The organism is Pleionea sp. WD8-19, from assembly GCF_055326765.1.
The window spans coordinates 139,199-153,737 of sequence record NZ_JBUZOU010000006.1 but is presented as its reverse complement, the minus strand read 5'-3'; the positions used below and the strand labels follow the sequence as shown (position 1 = coordinate 153,737).

Annotated in this window: 17 protein-coding genes; 1 reads left to right on the top strand and 16 read right to left on the bottom strand. The window is 43.5% G+C overall.

Annotated elements, in window-relative coordinates; translation table 11 throughout:
- Positions 1-278: 278 nt before the first annotated feature.
- From ACTUJY_RS09495 to ACTUJY_RS09425, 15 genes are all read right to left on the bottom strand, one after another.
- Positions 279-1,820 (bottom strand): sigma 54-interacting transcriptional regulator, encoded by a 1,542-nt coding sequence (locus tag ACTUJY_RS09495; protein ID WP_463615844.1) that lies wholly within the window; start codon positions 1,818-1,820, stop codon positions 279-281.
- Positions 1,817-2,596 carry a TatD family hydrolase gene (locus ACTUJY_RS09490; RefSeq protein ID WP_463615843.1) on the bottom strand — a complete coding sequence of 260 codons (780 nt, stop codon included), beginning with the start codon at positions 2,594-2,596 and terminating at the stop codon, positions 1,817-1,819. Before ACTUJY_RS09490 ends, ACTUJY_RS09495 begins: the two co-directional genes overlap by 4 nt.
- A gap of 32 nt (positions 2,597-2,628) precedes the next feature.
- Positions 2,629-2,988, bottom strand: coding sequence for a PilZ domain-containing protein (locus ACTUJY_RS09485; protein WP_463615842.1), 360 nt, complete (start codon positions 2,986-2,988; stop codon positions 2,629-2,631).
- 62 nt (positions 2,989-3,050) lie between these two features.
- Entirely contained in the window at positions 3,051-4,031 is a 981-nt protein-coding gene (locus ACTUJY_RS09480; RefSeq protein WP_463615841.1) for a hypothetical protein, read from the bottom strand.
- Positions 4,024-4,659, bottom strand: a complete 636-nt coding sequence (gene tmk / locus ACTUJY_RS09475) for a dTMP kinase (protein ID WP_463615840.1) — start codon at positions 4,657-4,659, stop codon at positions 4,024-4,026. Before tmk ends, ACTUJY_RS09480 begins: the two co-directional genes overlap by 8 nt.
- A 6-nt stretch (positions 4,660-4,665) precedes the next feature.
- Positions 4,666-5,664: an endolytic transglycosylase MltG gene (mltG, locus tag ACTUJY_RS09470; RefSeq protein ID WP_463615839.1), complete on the bottom strand. Its 999-nt coding sequence runs from the start codon at positions 5,662-5,664 to the stop codon at positions 4,666-4,668.
- A complete protein-coding gene (pabC, locus tag ACTUJY_RS09465) occupies positions 5,661-6,464 on the bottom strand; it encodes an aminodeoxychorismate lyase (RefSeq protein WP_463615838.1) in 804 nt (267 codons plus the stop codon). Before pabC ends, mltG begins: the two co-directional genes overlap by 4 nt.
- Positions 6,464-7,702: a beta-ketoacyl-ACP synthase II gene (gene fabF, locus ACTUJY_RS09460; RefSeq protein WP_463615837.1), complete on the bottom strand. Its 1,239-nt coding sequence runs from the start codon at positions 7,700-7,702 to the stop codon at positions 6,464-6,466. The genes pabC and fabF overlap by 1 nt, the downstream gene beginning before the upstream one ends.
- Positions 7,703-7,884: 182 nt before the next feature.
- A complete protein-coding gene (gene acpP, locus ACTUJY_RS09455; protein ID WP_463615836.1) occupies positions 7,885-8,127 on the bottom strand; it encodes an acyl carrier protein in 243 nt (80 codons plus the stop codon).
- 204 nt (positions 8,128-8,331) lie between these two features.
- Positions 8,332-9,078 (bottom strand): 3-oxoacyl-ACP reductase FabG, encoded by a 747-nt coding sequence (gene fabG / locus ACTUJY_RS09450; protein ID WP_463615835.1) that lies wholly within the window; start codon positions 9,076-9,078, stop codon positions 8,332-8,334.
- A gap of 33 nt (positions 9,079-9,111) precedes the next feature.
- Positions 9,112-10,038 (bottom strand): ACP S-malonyltransferase, encoded by a 927-nt coding sequence (gene fabD, locus ACTUJY_RS09445; protein ID WP_463615834.1) that lies wholly within the window; start codon positions 10,036-10,038, stop codon positions 9,112-9,114.
- A gap of 19 nt (positions 10,039-10,057) precedes the next feature.
- Positions 10,058-11,017 carry a beta-ketoacyl-ACP synthase III gene (locus ACTUJY_RS09440; protein ID WP_463615833.1) on the bottom strand — a complete coding sequence of 320 codons (960 nt, stop codon included), beginning with the start codon at positions 11,015-11,017 and terminating at the stop codon, positions 10,058-10,060.
- A complete protein-coding gene (plsX, locus tag ACTUJY_RS09435) occupies positions 11,010-12,044 on the bottom strand; it encodes a phosphate acyltransferase PlsX (RefSeq protein ID WP_463615832.1) in 1,035 nt (344 codons plus the stop codon). Before plsX ends, ACTUJY_RS09440 begins: the two co-directional genes overlap by 8 nt.
- 39 nt (positions 12,045-12,083) lie before the next feature.
- Entirely contained in the window at positions 12,084-12,248 is a 165-nt protein-coding gene (gene rpmF / locus ACTUJY_RS09430; protein ID WP_463615831.1) for a 50S ribosomal protein L32, read from the bottom strand.
- Positions 12,249-12,268: 20 nt separating this feature from the next.
- Positions 12,269-12,796: a YceD family protein gene (locus ACTUJY_RS09425; protein ID WP_463615830.1), complete on the bottom strand. Its 528-nt coding sequence runs from the start codon at positions 12,794-12,796 to the stop codon at positions 12,269-12,271.
- 159 nt (positions 12,797-12,955) lie between these two features.
- Between ACTUJY_RS09425 and ACTUJY_RS09420 the strand changes: the two genes are divergently transcribed.
- Positions 12,956-13,552, top strand: coding sequence for a Maf family protein (locus ACTUJY_RS09420; RefSeq protein ID WP_463615829.1), 597 nt, complete (start codon positions 12,956-12,958; stop codon positions 13,550-13,552).
- A gap of 18 nt (positions 13,553-13,570) precedes the next feature.
- On the opposite strand, the gene ACTUJY_RS09415 is transcribed toward ACTUJY_RS09420, so the two are convergent.
- A complete protein-coding gene (locus ACTUJY_RS09415; RefSeq protein ID WP_463615828.1) occupies positions 13,571-14,470 on the bottom strand; it encodes a bile acid:sodium symporter family protein in 900 nt (299 codons plus the stop codon).
- Positions 14,471-14,539 lie beyond the last annotated feature (69 nt).

The following is a 14,539-nucleotide window of genomic DNA, read 5'->3' as shown; positions in this document are numbered from 1 at the left end:
TGTTGATGTTTTGTCGAAACCAGAGAATAGTAAAGTCATTTGTCCTGCAAAGGGTCACTTGCAGTCGTCTGTTTTTCAGTTAATAGCACACTATTATAGCTACAAACCGTAAGGATTAAACAAGCTATTTTTCAACACCTTAGAAGACACTAAGAATCAGCCCACTAATTTTACGTAAACTTTTATTTACACCCTCAACTGACAAAGAAATATTGCTGATTAATCAAAGCCTGAGAGGCCACTTAACAGCGTAAACATATGTTTACACTCAGACTTGTTTATTGACTGGTCAGTCCAAATTGGCGTAACTTTTTTGCGACAGCGGTGTGGGAGAGTCCTAAACGGGCCGCTAATTTGCGGCTGCTTGGGTAAGATGGGTATAAGTACTCGAGCAATTGCTTTTCGAATGCTTGCATGACTTCTTTGTACTCGAGTGTCGAGTGGTCTAAGTCAAGATCCGTTGAAATCGCTTTTAGCATGGGCATATTTAAAAGCCGGGTAGAAATTTGCTCCGATGTCGCCATAGAGACAGCACGAAAGATAATATTTTCAAGCTCTCTGACATTACCCGGCCAGTTATAACGATTGAGTGCCAGTCGAGCACGTTGTGATAATTGACATTTGGGTCGACCGATTCGTTGGCACGCGGTTGCGATAAAAAAATCACTTAAAGGATTAATATCAATACGACGATGTCTTAGAGAAGGCAACTTTAAATGCAAAACATGTAAGCGGTAATAGAGATCTTCACGAAATCGTTTTTGTTGGCACAGTTCATTTAAGTTTTGTTGGGTTGATGCAATGACTTTTACTTGAACGCGAACCTCCTGATCCGTCCCCACTCGGCGAAAAGCGCCTTCTTCTAAAAAACGCAACAATTTAACCTGCAAATAGGGCGACATTTCGCCTATTTCGTCGAAATACAATGTTCCGCCATCGGCCAGTTCCAGCAAACCCGGCTTACCGTTTTCGGCAGCACCAACGAAAGCGCCTTTGCCATAACCGAACAACTCATGCTCGGCCGCATTATCCGGTAAAGATGCGCAGTTTAAAGCGAGAAAGGGTTTATCACCGCCGCGCTGCATATGTGTGGCTCGGGCTATCAACTCTTTTCCGGTACCGGTTTCACCTTCAATTAATAATGGGGCATCGAGATGGGCGATTTGTTTTGCTTGCTGCAATACTTCTTTCATCCCCTCGCTTTCCGCAATGACTTGTTCGAATTTTAAATCTTTTGCACGCTGCCACCTTTCTAACTGAGCAGCTACTTGTGCAGGCTCCTTAAATACCAAAACAGCCCCAAGAAATCGCGCAATTTCCTCTTCTGGTAACAAAGGATACACTTCAAGCAACAACGACTTGTCGCCGATCACCAAACTGTGTTGCGAAAAGCCTTGTTGATCCAACCCCAAAAACACGTCATCGAGATTCAAATTCGGGAGCAAGTGCTCAATTGAAATGACGGTTCCCGGATCTAAATCGAAGTATCGGTAAAAAGCATGGCTTGCTGCCAACACTTGGCCCTCGCCATCTATCGAAACGACAGCTTCAGGAAAGCACGACAATAAAGTGATCAGTTCCTGGTGCTCGCGTTCTCCGGGCAAAAAGTCGAGCTGTTTTACTTGACGGATCCCGGGAATTTGCGTCAGGTTTGGAATAAGCTCACTTAGTGTAGACTCCGCTTCCGGGCCAAGCTTAATAAACAACTGTTCCTGTCCTAACTCAATACCTCGAAGATCCACTTGATGCTGCAACAGTGACGTTAACACTTCCTGAGTAACCCCCAGGCGATCATCACACTCCAACACCAAACGAATCATAAGCGGGCTTTTTGGAACAGATTAAAATAGTTAGCCGTGGTTTGTTCAGCAAGTTGCTCAAAAGGTTCACCACGCAGCTCTGCCAAAAATTCCGCAGTGTTACGCGTATAGGCCGGTTGGCAAGGCTTGCCACGATGCGGTACAGGTGCCAGATAAGGCGCATCGGTTTCGACCAGTAAACGATCGAGTGGTATTTTCTTCGCGACTTCTCGAACATTGTCAGCTTGTCGAAAAGTAACAATGCCCGAAATCGAAATGTAAAACCCAATATCAATGGCTTGTTTTGCCATATCCCAATCTTCAGTAAAACAATGCAGCACTCCTGGATTTTCTCTGGTTTCGGCCCCAATCAAATCAAGAGTCTGCTGTTTCGCTTCTCGTGTGTGAATCACCAAAGGTAGATTAAGCTCACGCGCTGCTTCAACATGCACAACAAAAGACTCTAACTGAGCGGCAATTTTATCTTTTGCGTAGAAGCCATCTAACCCGGTTTCACCAACACCCACTACTTTTGGATGCTGAGCATTGTCGATTAAAAACCGGTACGTATTTTCAACCGAAAGGTCTTTGGCCAAAGGGTGAACACCCACTGTGCAATGAACTTCATCAAACGTTTCTGCAATTGTACGTATTTCTGCGAAGTTTGCTTGATCAGTCGCGATACAAAGAAATCGCTCAACGCCACAGGATTTGGCGTAATTTAAAGCATTTTTCAACTTTTGATCATGAGATGACAGATCAATACGATCCAGGTGACAATGAGAGTCAACCAGCATGACATCAAGCTCCTTACTTGGAATGTATCGGGTTACATCGTATGTGTGGAACGATCGGAGTTCAATGCACCAGCGAGGTAGGTTTCTATTTTGGTGCGAGCCTGACCATTATCCTGATTTGAGAACTGAACACCAATTCCGGCCGCTTTATTACCTTGAGCCCCTTTTGGTGTGATCCATATTATTTTTCCTGCTACAGGAATTTTTTCTTTTTCATCCATTAAAGAAAGCAACATAAACACTTCATCACCCAATTTATATTGCTTATGGGTAGGAATAAATAAGCCTCCATTTTTAACAAAAGGCATATAGGCCGCATACAACACCGCTTTGTCTTTAATGGTGAGTGACAAAATTCCGTGACGGGGAGCGGCTTTCGGCTGTGTCGACATGCAGTTCTATTCCAGGTTTACGCTAATAGTTTCAACGACTTGAGTGCAGAATCAGTGACCATTTAGGCGTTAGGCAAACATTGGCGCCATTGAAAGGCCAAGCTATCTAACTGCATGGCAATGTTTAAACTGACGCCTTCCCGCAACTCTTTGAGTTGAAACAAAATATTGTCTCTAAGGGTAAATAATAGCCTTACATCGGCTTTTTCCGCAAGCAATCTGCAACGATCAAGCAAAGTATGAGAAAAATGTGAGGTTCCTGACGCACTTTTAATCATTGTAACTAGCAGAAACTCCCACCATAGCAGAGCCAATTCAGGCTCAATGCCTTTTTCGTCGGCCAGAGAAAGAGGCGTTGCTTTACCTTCCAGAATATCGAGCAATCGATCAGAAAACTCAACAAACTGAGACAGCCGCCCTTCCTCTATTAAAAACTTTGCTGTCAATGGTGCAAAGTGACTCAAGTTCAAGGCCAGCTCCAAGTCACATGGCTCTGGGTCGGCTATCATTTGTGACAACCAGCTTTTAATTTGTTGATGGCTCTTTGCATCAATATCGAAATGCTGACAGCGGCTAATAATGGTAGCAGGAATGGCACTGCGCTCAGAAGCAGCCAAAATAAGCTGCGTTTGTTTGCCAGGTTCTTCCAGCGTTTTCAGGAGCGCGTTATATCCATTAATGGTCATCTTCTCAGCGAGGTAAATCACAGCAACACGCCAACCTCCCATCGATGACGTTTCCTGCAGTTGAGCGGTCAACTCGCGAACTTGATTAATCGAAACCTGCTTTTTATCGTCTTCGGTTTCAATCCAGTGCATATCTGGATGCGAGTGGGATTGAAACAACAAACAACTTTTACACGTACCACAAGCAAACGCCAGCTGCTGGCTGCACAACAACGCTTGAGACCATGCACGGGCAAAATCGGCAAGCCCACTGCCAGGCCGAGCGGTCAATAAGATACCATGCGGCAACCGTTGCTGCTGTCTTGCTTCGTTCAATCGGTCGAAATTTTCTTGCTGCCAAGGGTATATCTCAGTCATTACGTACTCGATTGATAAAAGCAGTAAGTTGAGAACTCAAATTTTGCTGCACCTGCTTCAAAGACATCGAAGCATCAATAAGCAAAAAGCGTTGCGGATCATTTTTCATACGCCGTAAATACCCCTCTCGAACTCGATTGAAAAATGCCAATTGCTCACTTTCAAAACGGTCATATTCACTGCGCTGCGCTGCACGCATTAATCCGATGGCAGGATCGAGATCAAGCAAAATGGTCAAGTCGGGAGTGAATCCATCAATGGCCAATTGCTCAAGCTGTTCGATTTTATTCCAGTCTAATTGACGCCCCGCTCCTTGATACGCAAAGCTGGCATCGGTAAATCGATCACAGATCACCCAAGAACCTTTTGCCAACGCTGGCTTAATCAGGGAATTGACATGCTGAGCACGAGCCGCAAACATCATCATGAGTTCCGCAGCCGGGTCCACCACTTCTTCGCGTTTTTGTAGCAATAAATTACGAAGCTCTTCTGCCAGAGGGGTACCGCCTGGCTCACGAGTGACAATAAATGGAACATCATGCTCTTTTAATACGGTCTCTATCAACTGCAGATTGGTTGTTTTACCAACACCTTCTCCACCTTCCAGAGAGATAAACTGTGCTTTCATAATCGATTATTTATTTAACTGATATTTTCGGACTGCTGCGAGATGTTCTTTCAGTGTATCACTAAAATGATGACTGCCATCACCCTTGGCAACAAAATATAATGAAGACCCTTCGGCTGGATTCAGTGCTGCATGTATAGCATCGCGTCCGACCAAAGCAATAGGTGTTGGCGGTAATCCTTTTCGTGTATAGGTATTGTAAGGTGTATCCGTTCTTAAGTGTTTACGTGTGATATTGCCATCAAAACTTTCACCGATACCATAGATGACCGTCGGATCCGTTTGTAATCGCATATTCTTTTTAAGACGCCGCACAAAGACGCCGGCTATTTCCGGACGCTCTTCTGGCAATGCCGTTTCTTTTTCGATAATTGACGCCATGATTAAAGCTTCATATGGCGAATTGTAGGGTAAATCTTGCGCTCGATTTTCCCACTCTTCATTCAATACCGACTTCATCTCTTGATAGGCTCGTTTGTATAACTCAAGATCGGTATAACCGTAGGGAAAAGAGTAAGTTTCAGCAAAAAGCAATCCTTCTGGATGAGAGTATTCTGCGTTTATCGCACTCAAAATTTTTTCCTGAGACCAACCTGAAGTGGAAACTTTCAAATGAGGATGCTCTTCAATGAGTTTTCGCATTTGACGGAACGTTAAACCTTCAATTAGGGAGATTTGATACTCAACCTGTTTTCCCGAAACGAATAGAGACATCAGCTGCTCAACATTCATTCCTGGTTCAATACGATAACGACCGCTTTTAATGGCTTGCTGATGTTTGTTTAAAAAAAGGTATGCTTTCAACAATCGACTCGAACGAATAATATTTTCTTTTTCGAGTCGATTGGCTAACGCAAACGCGCCACTGCCACGTGCTATATCGAATTCCTGCGACTCGGTCAAATGTACAGGCTCGAGTAAAAACTGTTGATAGGAAAAATAAAACCAACTTGCCGTCATTAACAGCAGCAGCACCAGCAAGCCAATAAGCGAGCGAAATCTCATAGCTCTAACGCCTTTTGAAAACGGGAAAATAATAACTCAGCAAGTTTAAAATTATGCATGACTTTACAACCAAGTTTATCGATACCGATCACACCAAACGCACAATTGGACAAAAATATTTCATCCGCCTCTGCTAGCTTATCCACGGTGACATCGGTTTGCTCGAAACGATAGTCGAGTTCATTAACCCAAAAGCTAATCTGCTTTTTCATTACACCTTCAACTCCTGCTCGATTAATCTCAGGAGTAAGCACTGTATCGTCAATTTTTAAAAAGACATTTGCTTGCGTGGCGCAAATCAGATTTTTACCCAATGTCATCAATCCTTCTTGAAAGCCGGCTCGCATGGCTTCTGTTTTTGCTAAAACATGATCCAGCTTATTGATGTGTTTAATTCCTGCTAACATCGAGTTCTCTGATATAGGCGACTGACACAGCATCACCGAACTACGCGGCAAAGTTTTTTTATTCATGTCTTCAGAAAGTTCAAATATCTGGACAATGCAAACACAATGTTGTGGTTCATTGATCGCATACCCACGCGAACCCGTTCCTCGAGTAACACAGATACGAACAATGCCACTTTCCGGTAAGTTACTCAGTGATTGTTCGAGAGTTTCGATATCAAAATCAGAAAAAAGTAAGCGATTTGCGCTATCAATTAAGCGCTGTCGATGTGATGACCAAAAGACTATACGATGGTGCGCAATACGAGCGGTGGTAAAAAAGCCATCACCATAAAGAAGCCCACGATCATGTGGGCTTATCACCGGCTTTTGTTCATCGATAAAGATTTGCACTAAACTTTACTAAAAAGCAATGAGCCGTTAGTACCACCAAAACCAAAACTGTTACAAAGTACATGATTAACCGTTGCCTGGCGTGAATGGTGAGGGACAAAGTCCAAATCACAACCTTCGTCTGGCGAATCGAGATTTAAAGTCGGTGGCACCACTTGATCACGAAGCGCTAATATCGAAAATACGGCTTCTACACTTCCTGCTGCACCTAACAAATGACCAATTGCTGACTTCGTTGAGCTCACCATAACGTTGTTAGCATGGTCACCCATAATGGATTTAATCGCACGACACTCTGCTAAATCACCCACTTTAGTCGACGTACCGTGAGCATTAATGTAGTCAATTTTATCTGCAGTAAGTTTCGCATCATTGAGTGCGTTACGCATTGCCGAAGCAGCTCCCGCACCGTCTTCAGGTGGAGCGGTCATATGATAAGCATCGCCACTCATACCAAAACCGGTCAACTCGGCATAAATTTTTGCACCACGTGCTTTAGCTTGTTCAAACTCTTCAAGTACGACAACGCCAGCACCATCACCTAAAACAAATCCATCGCGATCCTTATCCCAAGGACGACTTGCTTTTTGTGGATCGTCGTTACGAGTTGAAAGCGCTTTAGCCGCTGAAAACCCAGCAACACCAATTGGACAAGTAGCCATTTCTGCTCCACCGGCTACCATAACTTCGGCGTCTCCGTAAGCAATCATTCGTGCTGCGTGGCCTATGGAGTGAACGCCGGTTGTGCATGCGGTAACGATGGAAATATTGGGACCTTTTAACCCATACATGATGGATAATTGTCCCGAAATCATATTAATGATTGAGCCGGGAACATAGAAAGGAGATACTTTGCGAGGGCCAGACTTATGGAGCTTTAATATATTGTCTTCGGTTGCGCTTAACCCACCTATACCTGAGCCCACACAAACACCCACACGATCAGCATTGGTATCGTTAATTTCCAGACCAGAGTCCTTTAGCGCTTGCACACTCGCGGCTATACCGAATTGAATGAAAGGATCGAATTTGCGTGCGTCTTTAGCGGACATATACTCGGTAGCATCGAACCCTTTAACAGATGCACTGAAGCGTGTATTAAACTGATTGGCATCAAAAGACTCGATGGGCGCAACACCACTTTGCGAAGCCAATAAACTTTTCCAAGTGTCTTCTACATTCAAACCCAGTGGTGACAACATTCCTAAACCGGTAACAACAACACGTCGACCATTCACGTTAAGCATCTCCTGTCATTATTTATATCAATGACTGTTTTAAATCTAAATTAGCAATTATCGCAAAGGAGCAGTTAAAAAGTGACAACTGGCAAATCATAAACTCATAAAAAAACCGCAACGAAAGACAACTTTCAATGCGGTTTTTTATAACATGCGCGGTTAAACCGCTCAGTTCAAACTTATGCGCCTTCTACATTTGCCTTGATGTAGTCGATTGCAGCTTGAACGGTACTGATTTTCTCAGCTTCTTCGTCTGGAATTTCAGTGTCAAATTCTTCTTCGAGAGCCATTACTAATTCAACAGTGTCTAAAGAATCTGCGCCCAAGTCATCAACGAATGACGATTCTGCAGTTACTTCTTCTTCTTTTACGCCCAATTGTTCTACAACAATTTTCTTAACGCGCTCTTCAATAGTACTCATGACTAAGTTTTTCCTCCAAATTCACAGGCAATAATGCGCTGCTAGTTTATTGATTCGTAAGCAACTTGCAAGCTACAAGTGGCAAAATATTCTTGGTCAGACCACACAGGATAGGTATTATCGGTTTAATACCTTTATAAAATCAAGCAGTTATTTACTGACCTCTGTTTGTAATAAATTATGGCTCAATCTCTCATTTTGAGATTAAGCCATATTCATTCCACCGTTTACGTGTAAAGTTTCACCGGTAATGTAACCTGCAGCGTCAGAAGCTAGGAACGCAACCGCATTTGCAATGTCTTCCGGAGAGCCTAATCGACCCAAGGCTATTTGCTTTTGCAGGCCACTGCGCTGCTCTTCAGAAAGCGCTTGTGTCATGTCAGTATCGATAAATCCAGGAGCAACCACGTTGACCGTGATCCCACGTGTACCCACTTCTTTGGCTAAGGATTTTGAAAACCCAATAACCGCAGCTTTTGCCGCAGAATAATTGGTTTGTCCGGGATTTCCAGTAGTACCAACGACAGAACCGACACTGATTATTCGCCCCCAGCGTGACTTCGTCATATGACGTAGGCAAGCTTTAGACAGTCGATAAATGGAAGTCAGATTGGTTTGCAGAATGTCTTCCCATTCCTCATCTTTCATTCGCATCAGAAGGTTATCGCGCGTGATGCCGGCATTATTCACCAAAATGTCTGGAGTGGTTCCGAACTCTTCTTTGATGTTATTTAATAACAACTCAATTGAATTGGCATCAGAAACATTAACAACCATTCCTTTACCGGCGATGCCTGCATCTTTTAGCGCTTTCGTGATTTTTTCTGCACCAGCTTCTGATGTCGCGGTGCCTACGACCGTTAAGCCTTGCTTGCCCAAAGCTTCGGCAATGGCTTTACCGATACCTCGGCTTGCGCCCGTCACCAAAGCTAACTTGCTGTTATCAGACATATTTCGGATTCCTGAGTTTGTTGTTTTTAGCGTTTATAAATTTGCGGCTAATTCTATCAGTTTATCGGCTTCATGGATCGCGTGACTGGTCAGCTCTCGCGAGATACGCTTGTTCAATCCAGATAATACATTTCCAGCGCCACATTCTACAAAAGTTGAAACGCCCTGCTCTTTTATTGATTGTATGGTTTCTGTCCATCGAACTGGCTTGTACAGTTGACGAACCAGCGCATCTTTCATGGCATCTGTTTTGGATTCTTTACTGACATCAACATTATTGATAACAGGAATTTCCGGCGAATGAAAAGTAGTTTGAGTTAATAAGGTTGCTAATTGATCAGCCGCTGGCTTCATTAAGGCACAGTGCGAAGGTACGCTCACGGGTAATGGCAAGGCTCGTTTTGCTCCTTTCTCTTTGCACAGCTCCATAGCTCTTTCTACGGCTTCAATATTTCCGGCAATCACCACCTGGCCAGGCGAATTAAAGTTTACTGCAGAAACAACGTCTCCCTGCTCAGCCTGCTTACAAGCTTCGATTATGGCTTCGTCATCCAACCCTATAATCGCGGCCATTTTCCCCGTTCCAGAAGGAACCGCCTGTTGCATAAATTGGCCACGTGCTTCTACCAGCTTCACAGCATCCGTTAAAGATAAGACGCCCGCACAAACCAAAGCACTGTATTCACCCAAACTGTGTCCAGCCAATACTGTTGGTTGTTGTCCATTTTTATCTCGCCAAACACGCCATAATGCAACGCTGGCGGTTAATAAAGCGGGTTGTGTTTTTTCTGTTTTATTCAGTTCTTCGGCAGGCCCTTGCTGGCATAAAGCCCAGAGATCATAACCCAAAGCCTCAGATGCCGTTTTAAAGGTAGATTGGACAATCTCGTTTTCAGCAAAACTCGAAAGCATACCAACACTTTGCGACCCCTGACCGGGAAAGATAAAAGCTAAAGACATTAAGAAAACTCCTGAATGATTAATATTTCAGTAATGCCGATGCCCAGGCAAATCCACCACCAAAAGTTTCAAAGAGTACGGTTTGCCCGCGTCTAATTCGGCCGTCTCTTACCGCTTCATCAAATGCTAATGGAATCGATGCACTCGAAGTATTACCGTGCTTGTTGACGGTAACAACCACTTGCTCCATTGGCATTTGCAGTTTTTTTGCAGTGGCTTGGATGATCCGAATGTTCGCTTGATGCGGAACCAGCCAGTCAACATCGGACTTTTCCATACTGTTGGCTTCAAGCGTTTCATCGACAATGCTGCTTAGCGTTTTTACAGCAACCTTAAAAACTTCATTACCACTCATAAAGACTTTTGGCTGTGTACAGCCTTCTTCTTGCCCACGAATAACATTGGGTGAGTAAAGCAGATCGACATACTGACCATCGGCATGAACATGGGTCGATAACAGACCTTGTTCTTCGCTGGCGGAAAGTACCACTGCACCCGCACCATCACCAAACAGTACACAGGTGGTACGATCACTCCAATCGACAATTCGAGACAATACTTCTGTACCGATAACCAATACATTTTTTTTATGGCCCGTCTTGATGTACTGATCGGCAATACTCATACCGTATACGAAACCTGCACAAGCGGCAGTAACATCAAATGCAGCCACACCTTCCAAACCTAAATGACGAGTCACGAAACACGCAGTGCTTGGGAATAAACGATCCGGCGTTGCGGTTGCGCAAATCACCATATCAATATCGTGCTTATCAAGGCCCGCAGCCTCAATTGCTTTCAATCCGGCTTTTGCAGCAATGGAAGAAGCGGTATCCGACTCGGATGCTATATGGCGTTGACTGATGCCGGTACGCTCCACAATCCACTGGTCACTTGTTTCGACCATTTTTTCCAAGTCGTGATTGGTGCGGATTTGTTCAGGTAGGTAACTGCCTGTACCCGTGATTCTGCTATACATTTTCAATAGTCCTGTAATTGACCAGCTGTTCTACTTCGTGAGCAATTTGCTGTGGTACATCTTTTTCGACCTCGGTAATCGCCTCTTCAATGGCGTATACAGTCGCTTTAACCGACGCTCCACCGTGACTTTTAATCACGATACCTTTTAAGCCTACCAAAGTCGCACCATTGTATTTGTCAGGGTCGATTTCTTCTTTGAATGATTTCAAAATCGGTCGAATCAACACGCCAACCAACTTATTCAGCCAGTTGCGCTCAAATACCGAGCGTAGTTTTAATGCGAGTAAACGGACAATGCCTTCACTCGCTTTCAACACATTATTACCAGTAAAGCCATCGGTTACTACCACATCACATGTACCAGCAAAAATATCGTTGCCTTCGACAAAGCCAACATAGTTAATATGGTCACATTGCTGCATTAACTGAGAGGCTTGTTTTACTTGATCGTTCCCTTTGATCTCTTCCTCACCGACATTCAACAACCCTACCCGAGGCGACTCGATGTTGTCTATAGCTGCAGACAGTACCGAACCCATAATTCCGAATTGGAATAATGTTTCCGAATCGCAGTCCACATTGGCTCCTAAATCGAGCATTAAGGTATGCCCGGTTTCTGTCGGGATGGCAGTAATGATTGCTGGACGGTCAATACCCGGTATCATTTTAACCACAAAACGTGCCAAGGCCATCAGCGCACCGGTATTACCCGCACTAATACAAGCCTGCGCATCGCCATCACGTACCGCTTCTAATGCTTTACGCATGGATGAATCTTTTTTATTTCGAAGAGCAACTGAAGGCTTGTCGTCCATCATTACGACTTCAGTGGTCGGAATAACATCGATACGTTGCTTGAGAGGATCGGAAAGCGACTTGATTTCTTTGTTAATGGCGGTGGAGTCGCCATATAACTTCAAGCGCAAATGAGAGTGCTTTTTTAATGCAATGATTGAGGCCGCAACAGAAACGGGGGGACCAAAGTCCCCCCCCATACAATCTACTGCTAATGTAATCGTATTCACGTTTTATAAAAACTACCTCAAAAAGGTAGCTTCAATCATTTATAAAACTTTACGACCTTTGTAATAACCGTCTTCTGTAATGTGATGACGACGGTGAATTTCACCTGTTGTGTTATCTTCTGATAACGTTGGTCCAGTCAAAGCGTCATGTGAGCGACGCATGCCTCGCTTAGAGCGAGTTTTGCGATTTTGTTGTACAGCCATTACCGTATCTCCTAAATTGCTTAATCTTCAGTATTCTGTTTAGCCAATTTCAATTCAGCCAACTTTGCGAATGGATTTGGCTTATCACTCTTCTGTTCTTCGATTTCCGGCCCAAAGCGCATATGCTGTGGGCTTCCTGGTGAATTTACCGCTATTGGTAAAGACAAGATTAGCTCATCTTCAATTAAATTCACCAAATCAAGCTCTTCACTGTCAAACAGAAAAGCCTCATATTCGTCTGGCGCTGCAGCTATTGCCTCTTCTGAGAGTACCGGATAAAACACGACTTCTCGTTCAATTGTGACCGGTAACGACTCAAAGCTGGTTTGGCAGGCCATCGTAACAGTGCCTTTTAATGTGCACTTTAATAGCTTACGCTTATCTTCGTCTATCAAACCGGTTACAACAGCATGAATTTCACCCTGTTTCTCGGCAAGACTATCCAATAATCGAGGAAGCTGAGCAACTGCTAATGTACGTTCAGTCATCGCAGAGTTTTCAGCTAACTTAAAAGGATTAATGGACCACACAGCTTCGGCTTTTTGCATAGGCGCGCAATTCTATAGATAAACACTTGAAAGGTCAAAAAAATTTACCAAATTCACGGTGTCAATTGAGTAGTAGCAGTGGCAGCGATTTAAAATCATTTATAAAGTGCCTTTTATACATTAAAATCAAATGGTTAATAACTATATTTAAAGTGCATTATGAATATTATTCTGGCTTCGTCCAGCCAATACCGTGCGAAATTACTGAGTCAGTTGCAAATTAAAGCTCAGTTAATCTCTCCAAATATTGATGAATCCTCTCAAAGTGAAGAGTCAGCTGAGCAATTATCCGTACGGTTAGCAAAAATGAAAGCTGAAGCTGTCGCTCAAAAGTTGGGGACAGTTAACAAACCTGCACTGGTCATTGGTTCCGATCAAGTTGCGTGTTTCAACAAACAGATTTTAGGAAAACCCATTACTGAAGAAAAAGCGATTAAGCAATTGACACTGATGTCAGGCAACATCGTCAATTTTTATACCGCGCTTTACCTCTATTCCACCGAGTCTGGAGACTGCTTTCAACACCAGGATATGACCGCAGTTACTTTTCGGGAATTGACTCGCAATGAAATCGTCAATTACATTCAACGAGAGCAACCGTTAAATTGTGCTGGTAGTTTTATGTGTGAAGGCTTGGGGATCAGTTTGTTCAAGTCAATTGAGTCGCAAGATCCCACTGCATTAATAGGCTTGCCGCTCATTGCTTTGAATCTGGGTTTACTTAAGTTTGGGATCAATACATTGGATAACACTTAAGCAAAAACCTTATGGCCTTTAAGAACCTTTCAAGTCATCGGATGGAGACCTAACAACGCCTAGCCACCGGCTATTGACCAACCAGCCAAAAACGCCCCCCGTTGCAAACATGATTAAACTGTAGGTCACTGCCGGAATCGTCATCAATGTGCTTCCAAGCAGAGTGCCTGCCACTAACAGCGCCAAAGTACCATTTTGAATACCTACCTCGATACCAATACTGATCGCTTGAGGTTTTGTTAATCCCGCAACATTTCCAACAATATAGCCTAACGTTAACGTCACGACATTTAACGCGAATGTCGCAAAACCCGCTTTAACAAAATATCCTGCCATGTTGTCCCAATCATTGACAACAATCCCGGCAATGATCATAAATAAAAATACGATGGATAACACTTTCACAGGCTTTTCTGCCTTAGCTGAAAATAAAGGAAACTTATGATGCATCAACATTCCGATTGCGACGGGTACAATGGTTATGAGCAGCAACTGTACGATTGTTTTAACAATGGGAATGGAAAACTCTTGAGACTCTGTCATTAACACATTCATTGTCGCAGCGGTTAATAACGGTATGGTAAAAGGAGTGACGATACTGACTATTGCAGTAAGACTAATCGATAATGCCGTATCTCCTCGCGACAAGTAGCTGTACATATTTGACGTTACACCGCCAGGACAAAAGCTTAAAATCATCAAGCCAACAGCAAGCTCCGCAGAAAGATCAAACAAATAAACGATAAGCAAACCCACCAGTGGAAGCATAACCATTTGACAAAAAATGCCAATAATAGCAGCTTTGGGTTGTAAAAAGACGCGACCAAAATCTTCTAATGCTAATGAAAGCCCCATTCCCCACATAATGATAAAAAGCGAGGCTGGCAAAATAACCTGGGTGAGAAAAGTTGCTTCCATAATACCTCGCTTATTTTAAAGCTATACCATATCTACCTTTTTGAAATAGCTTCTCATTATTTTTTAAAG

Coding starts and splice junctions, on each gene's coding strand:
- ACTUJY_RS09485 (WP_463615842.1), bottom strand. CDS start 2,988: ATGTCGACACAGCCGAAAGCCGCTCCCCGTCACGGAATTTTGTCACTC.
- ACTUJY_RS09420 (WP_463615829.1), top strand. CDS start 12,956: ATGAATATTATTCTGGCTTCGTCCAGCCAATACCGTGCGAAATTACTG.
- mltG (WP_463615839.1), bottom strand. CDS start 5,664: ATGAGATTTCGCTCGCTTATTGGCTTGCTGGTGCTGCTGCTGTTAATG.
- ACTUJY_RS09440 (WP_463615833.1), bottom strand. CDS start 11,017: ATGTATAGCAGAATCACGGGTACAGGCAGTTACCTACCTGAACAAATC.
- ACTUJY_RS09480 (WP_463615841.1), bottom strand. CDS start 4,031: ATGACTGAGATATACCCTTGGCAGCAAGAAAATTTCGACCGATTGAAC.
- fabG (WP_463615835.1), bottom strand. CDS start 9,078: ATGTCTGATAACAGCAAGTTAGCTTTGGTGACGGGCGCAAGCCGAGGT.
- ACTUJY_RS09495 (WP_463615844.1), bottom strand. CDS start 1,820: ATGATTCGTTTGGTGTTGGAGTGTGATGATCGCCTGGGGGTTACTCAG.
- tmk (WP_463615840.1), bottom strand. CDS start 4,659: ATGAAAGCACAGTTTATCTCTCTGGAAGGTGGAGAAGGTGTTGGTAAA.
- ACTUJY_RS09425 (WP_463615830.1), bottom strand. CDS start 12,796: ATGCAAAAAGCCGAAGCTGTGTGGTCCATTAATCCTTTTAAGTTAGCT.
- ACTUJY_RS09415 (WP_463615828.1), bottom strand. CDS start 14,470: ATGGAAGCAACTTTTCTCACCCAGGTTATTTTGCCAGCCTCGCTTTTT.
- ACTUJY_RS09490 (WP_463615843.1), bottom strand. CDS start 2,596: ATGCTGGTTGACTCTCATTGTCACCTGGATCGTATTGATCTGTCATCT.
- acpP (WP_463615836.1), bottom strand. CDS start 8,127: ATGAGTACTATTGAAGAGCGCGTTAAGAAAATTGTTGTAGAACAATTG.
- fabD (WP_463615834.1), bottom strand. CDS start 10,038: ATGTCTTTAGCTTTTATCTTTCCCGGTCAGGGGTCGCAAAGTGTTGGT.
- rpmF (WP_463615831.1), bottom strand. CDS start 12,248: ATGGCTGTACAACAAAATCGCAAAACTCGCTCTAAGCGAGGCATGCGT.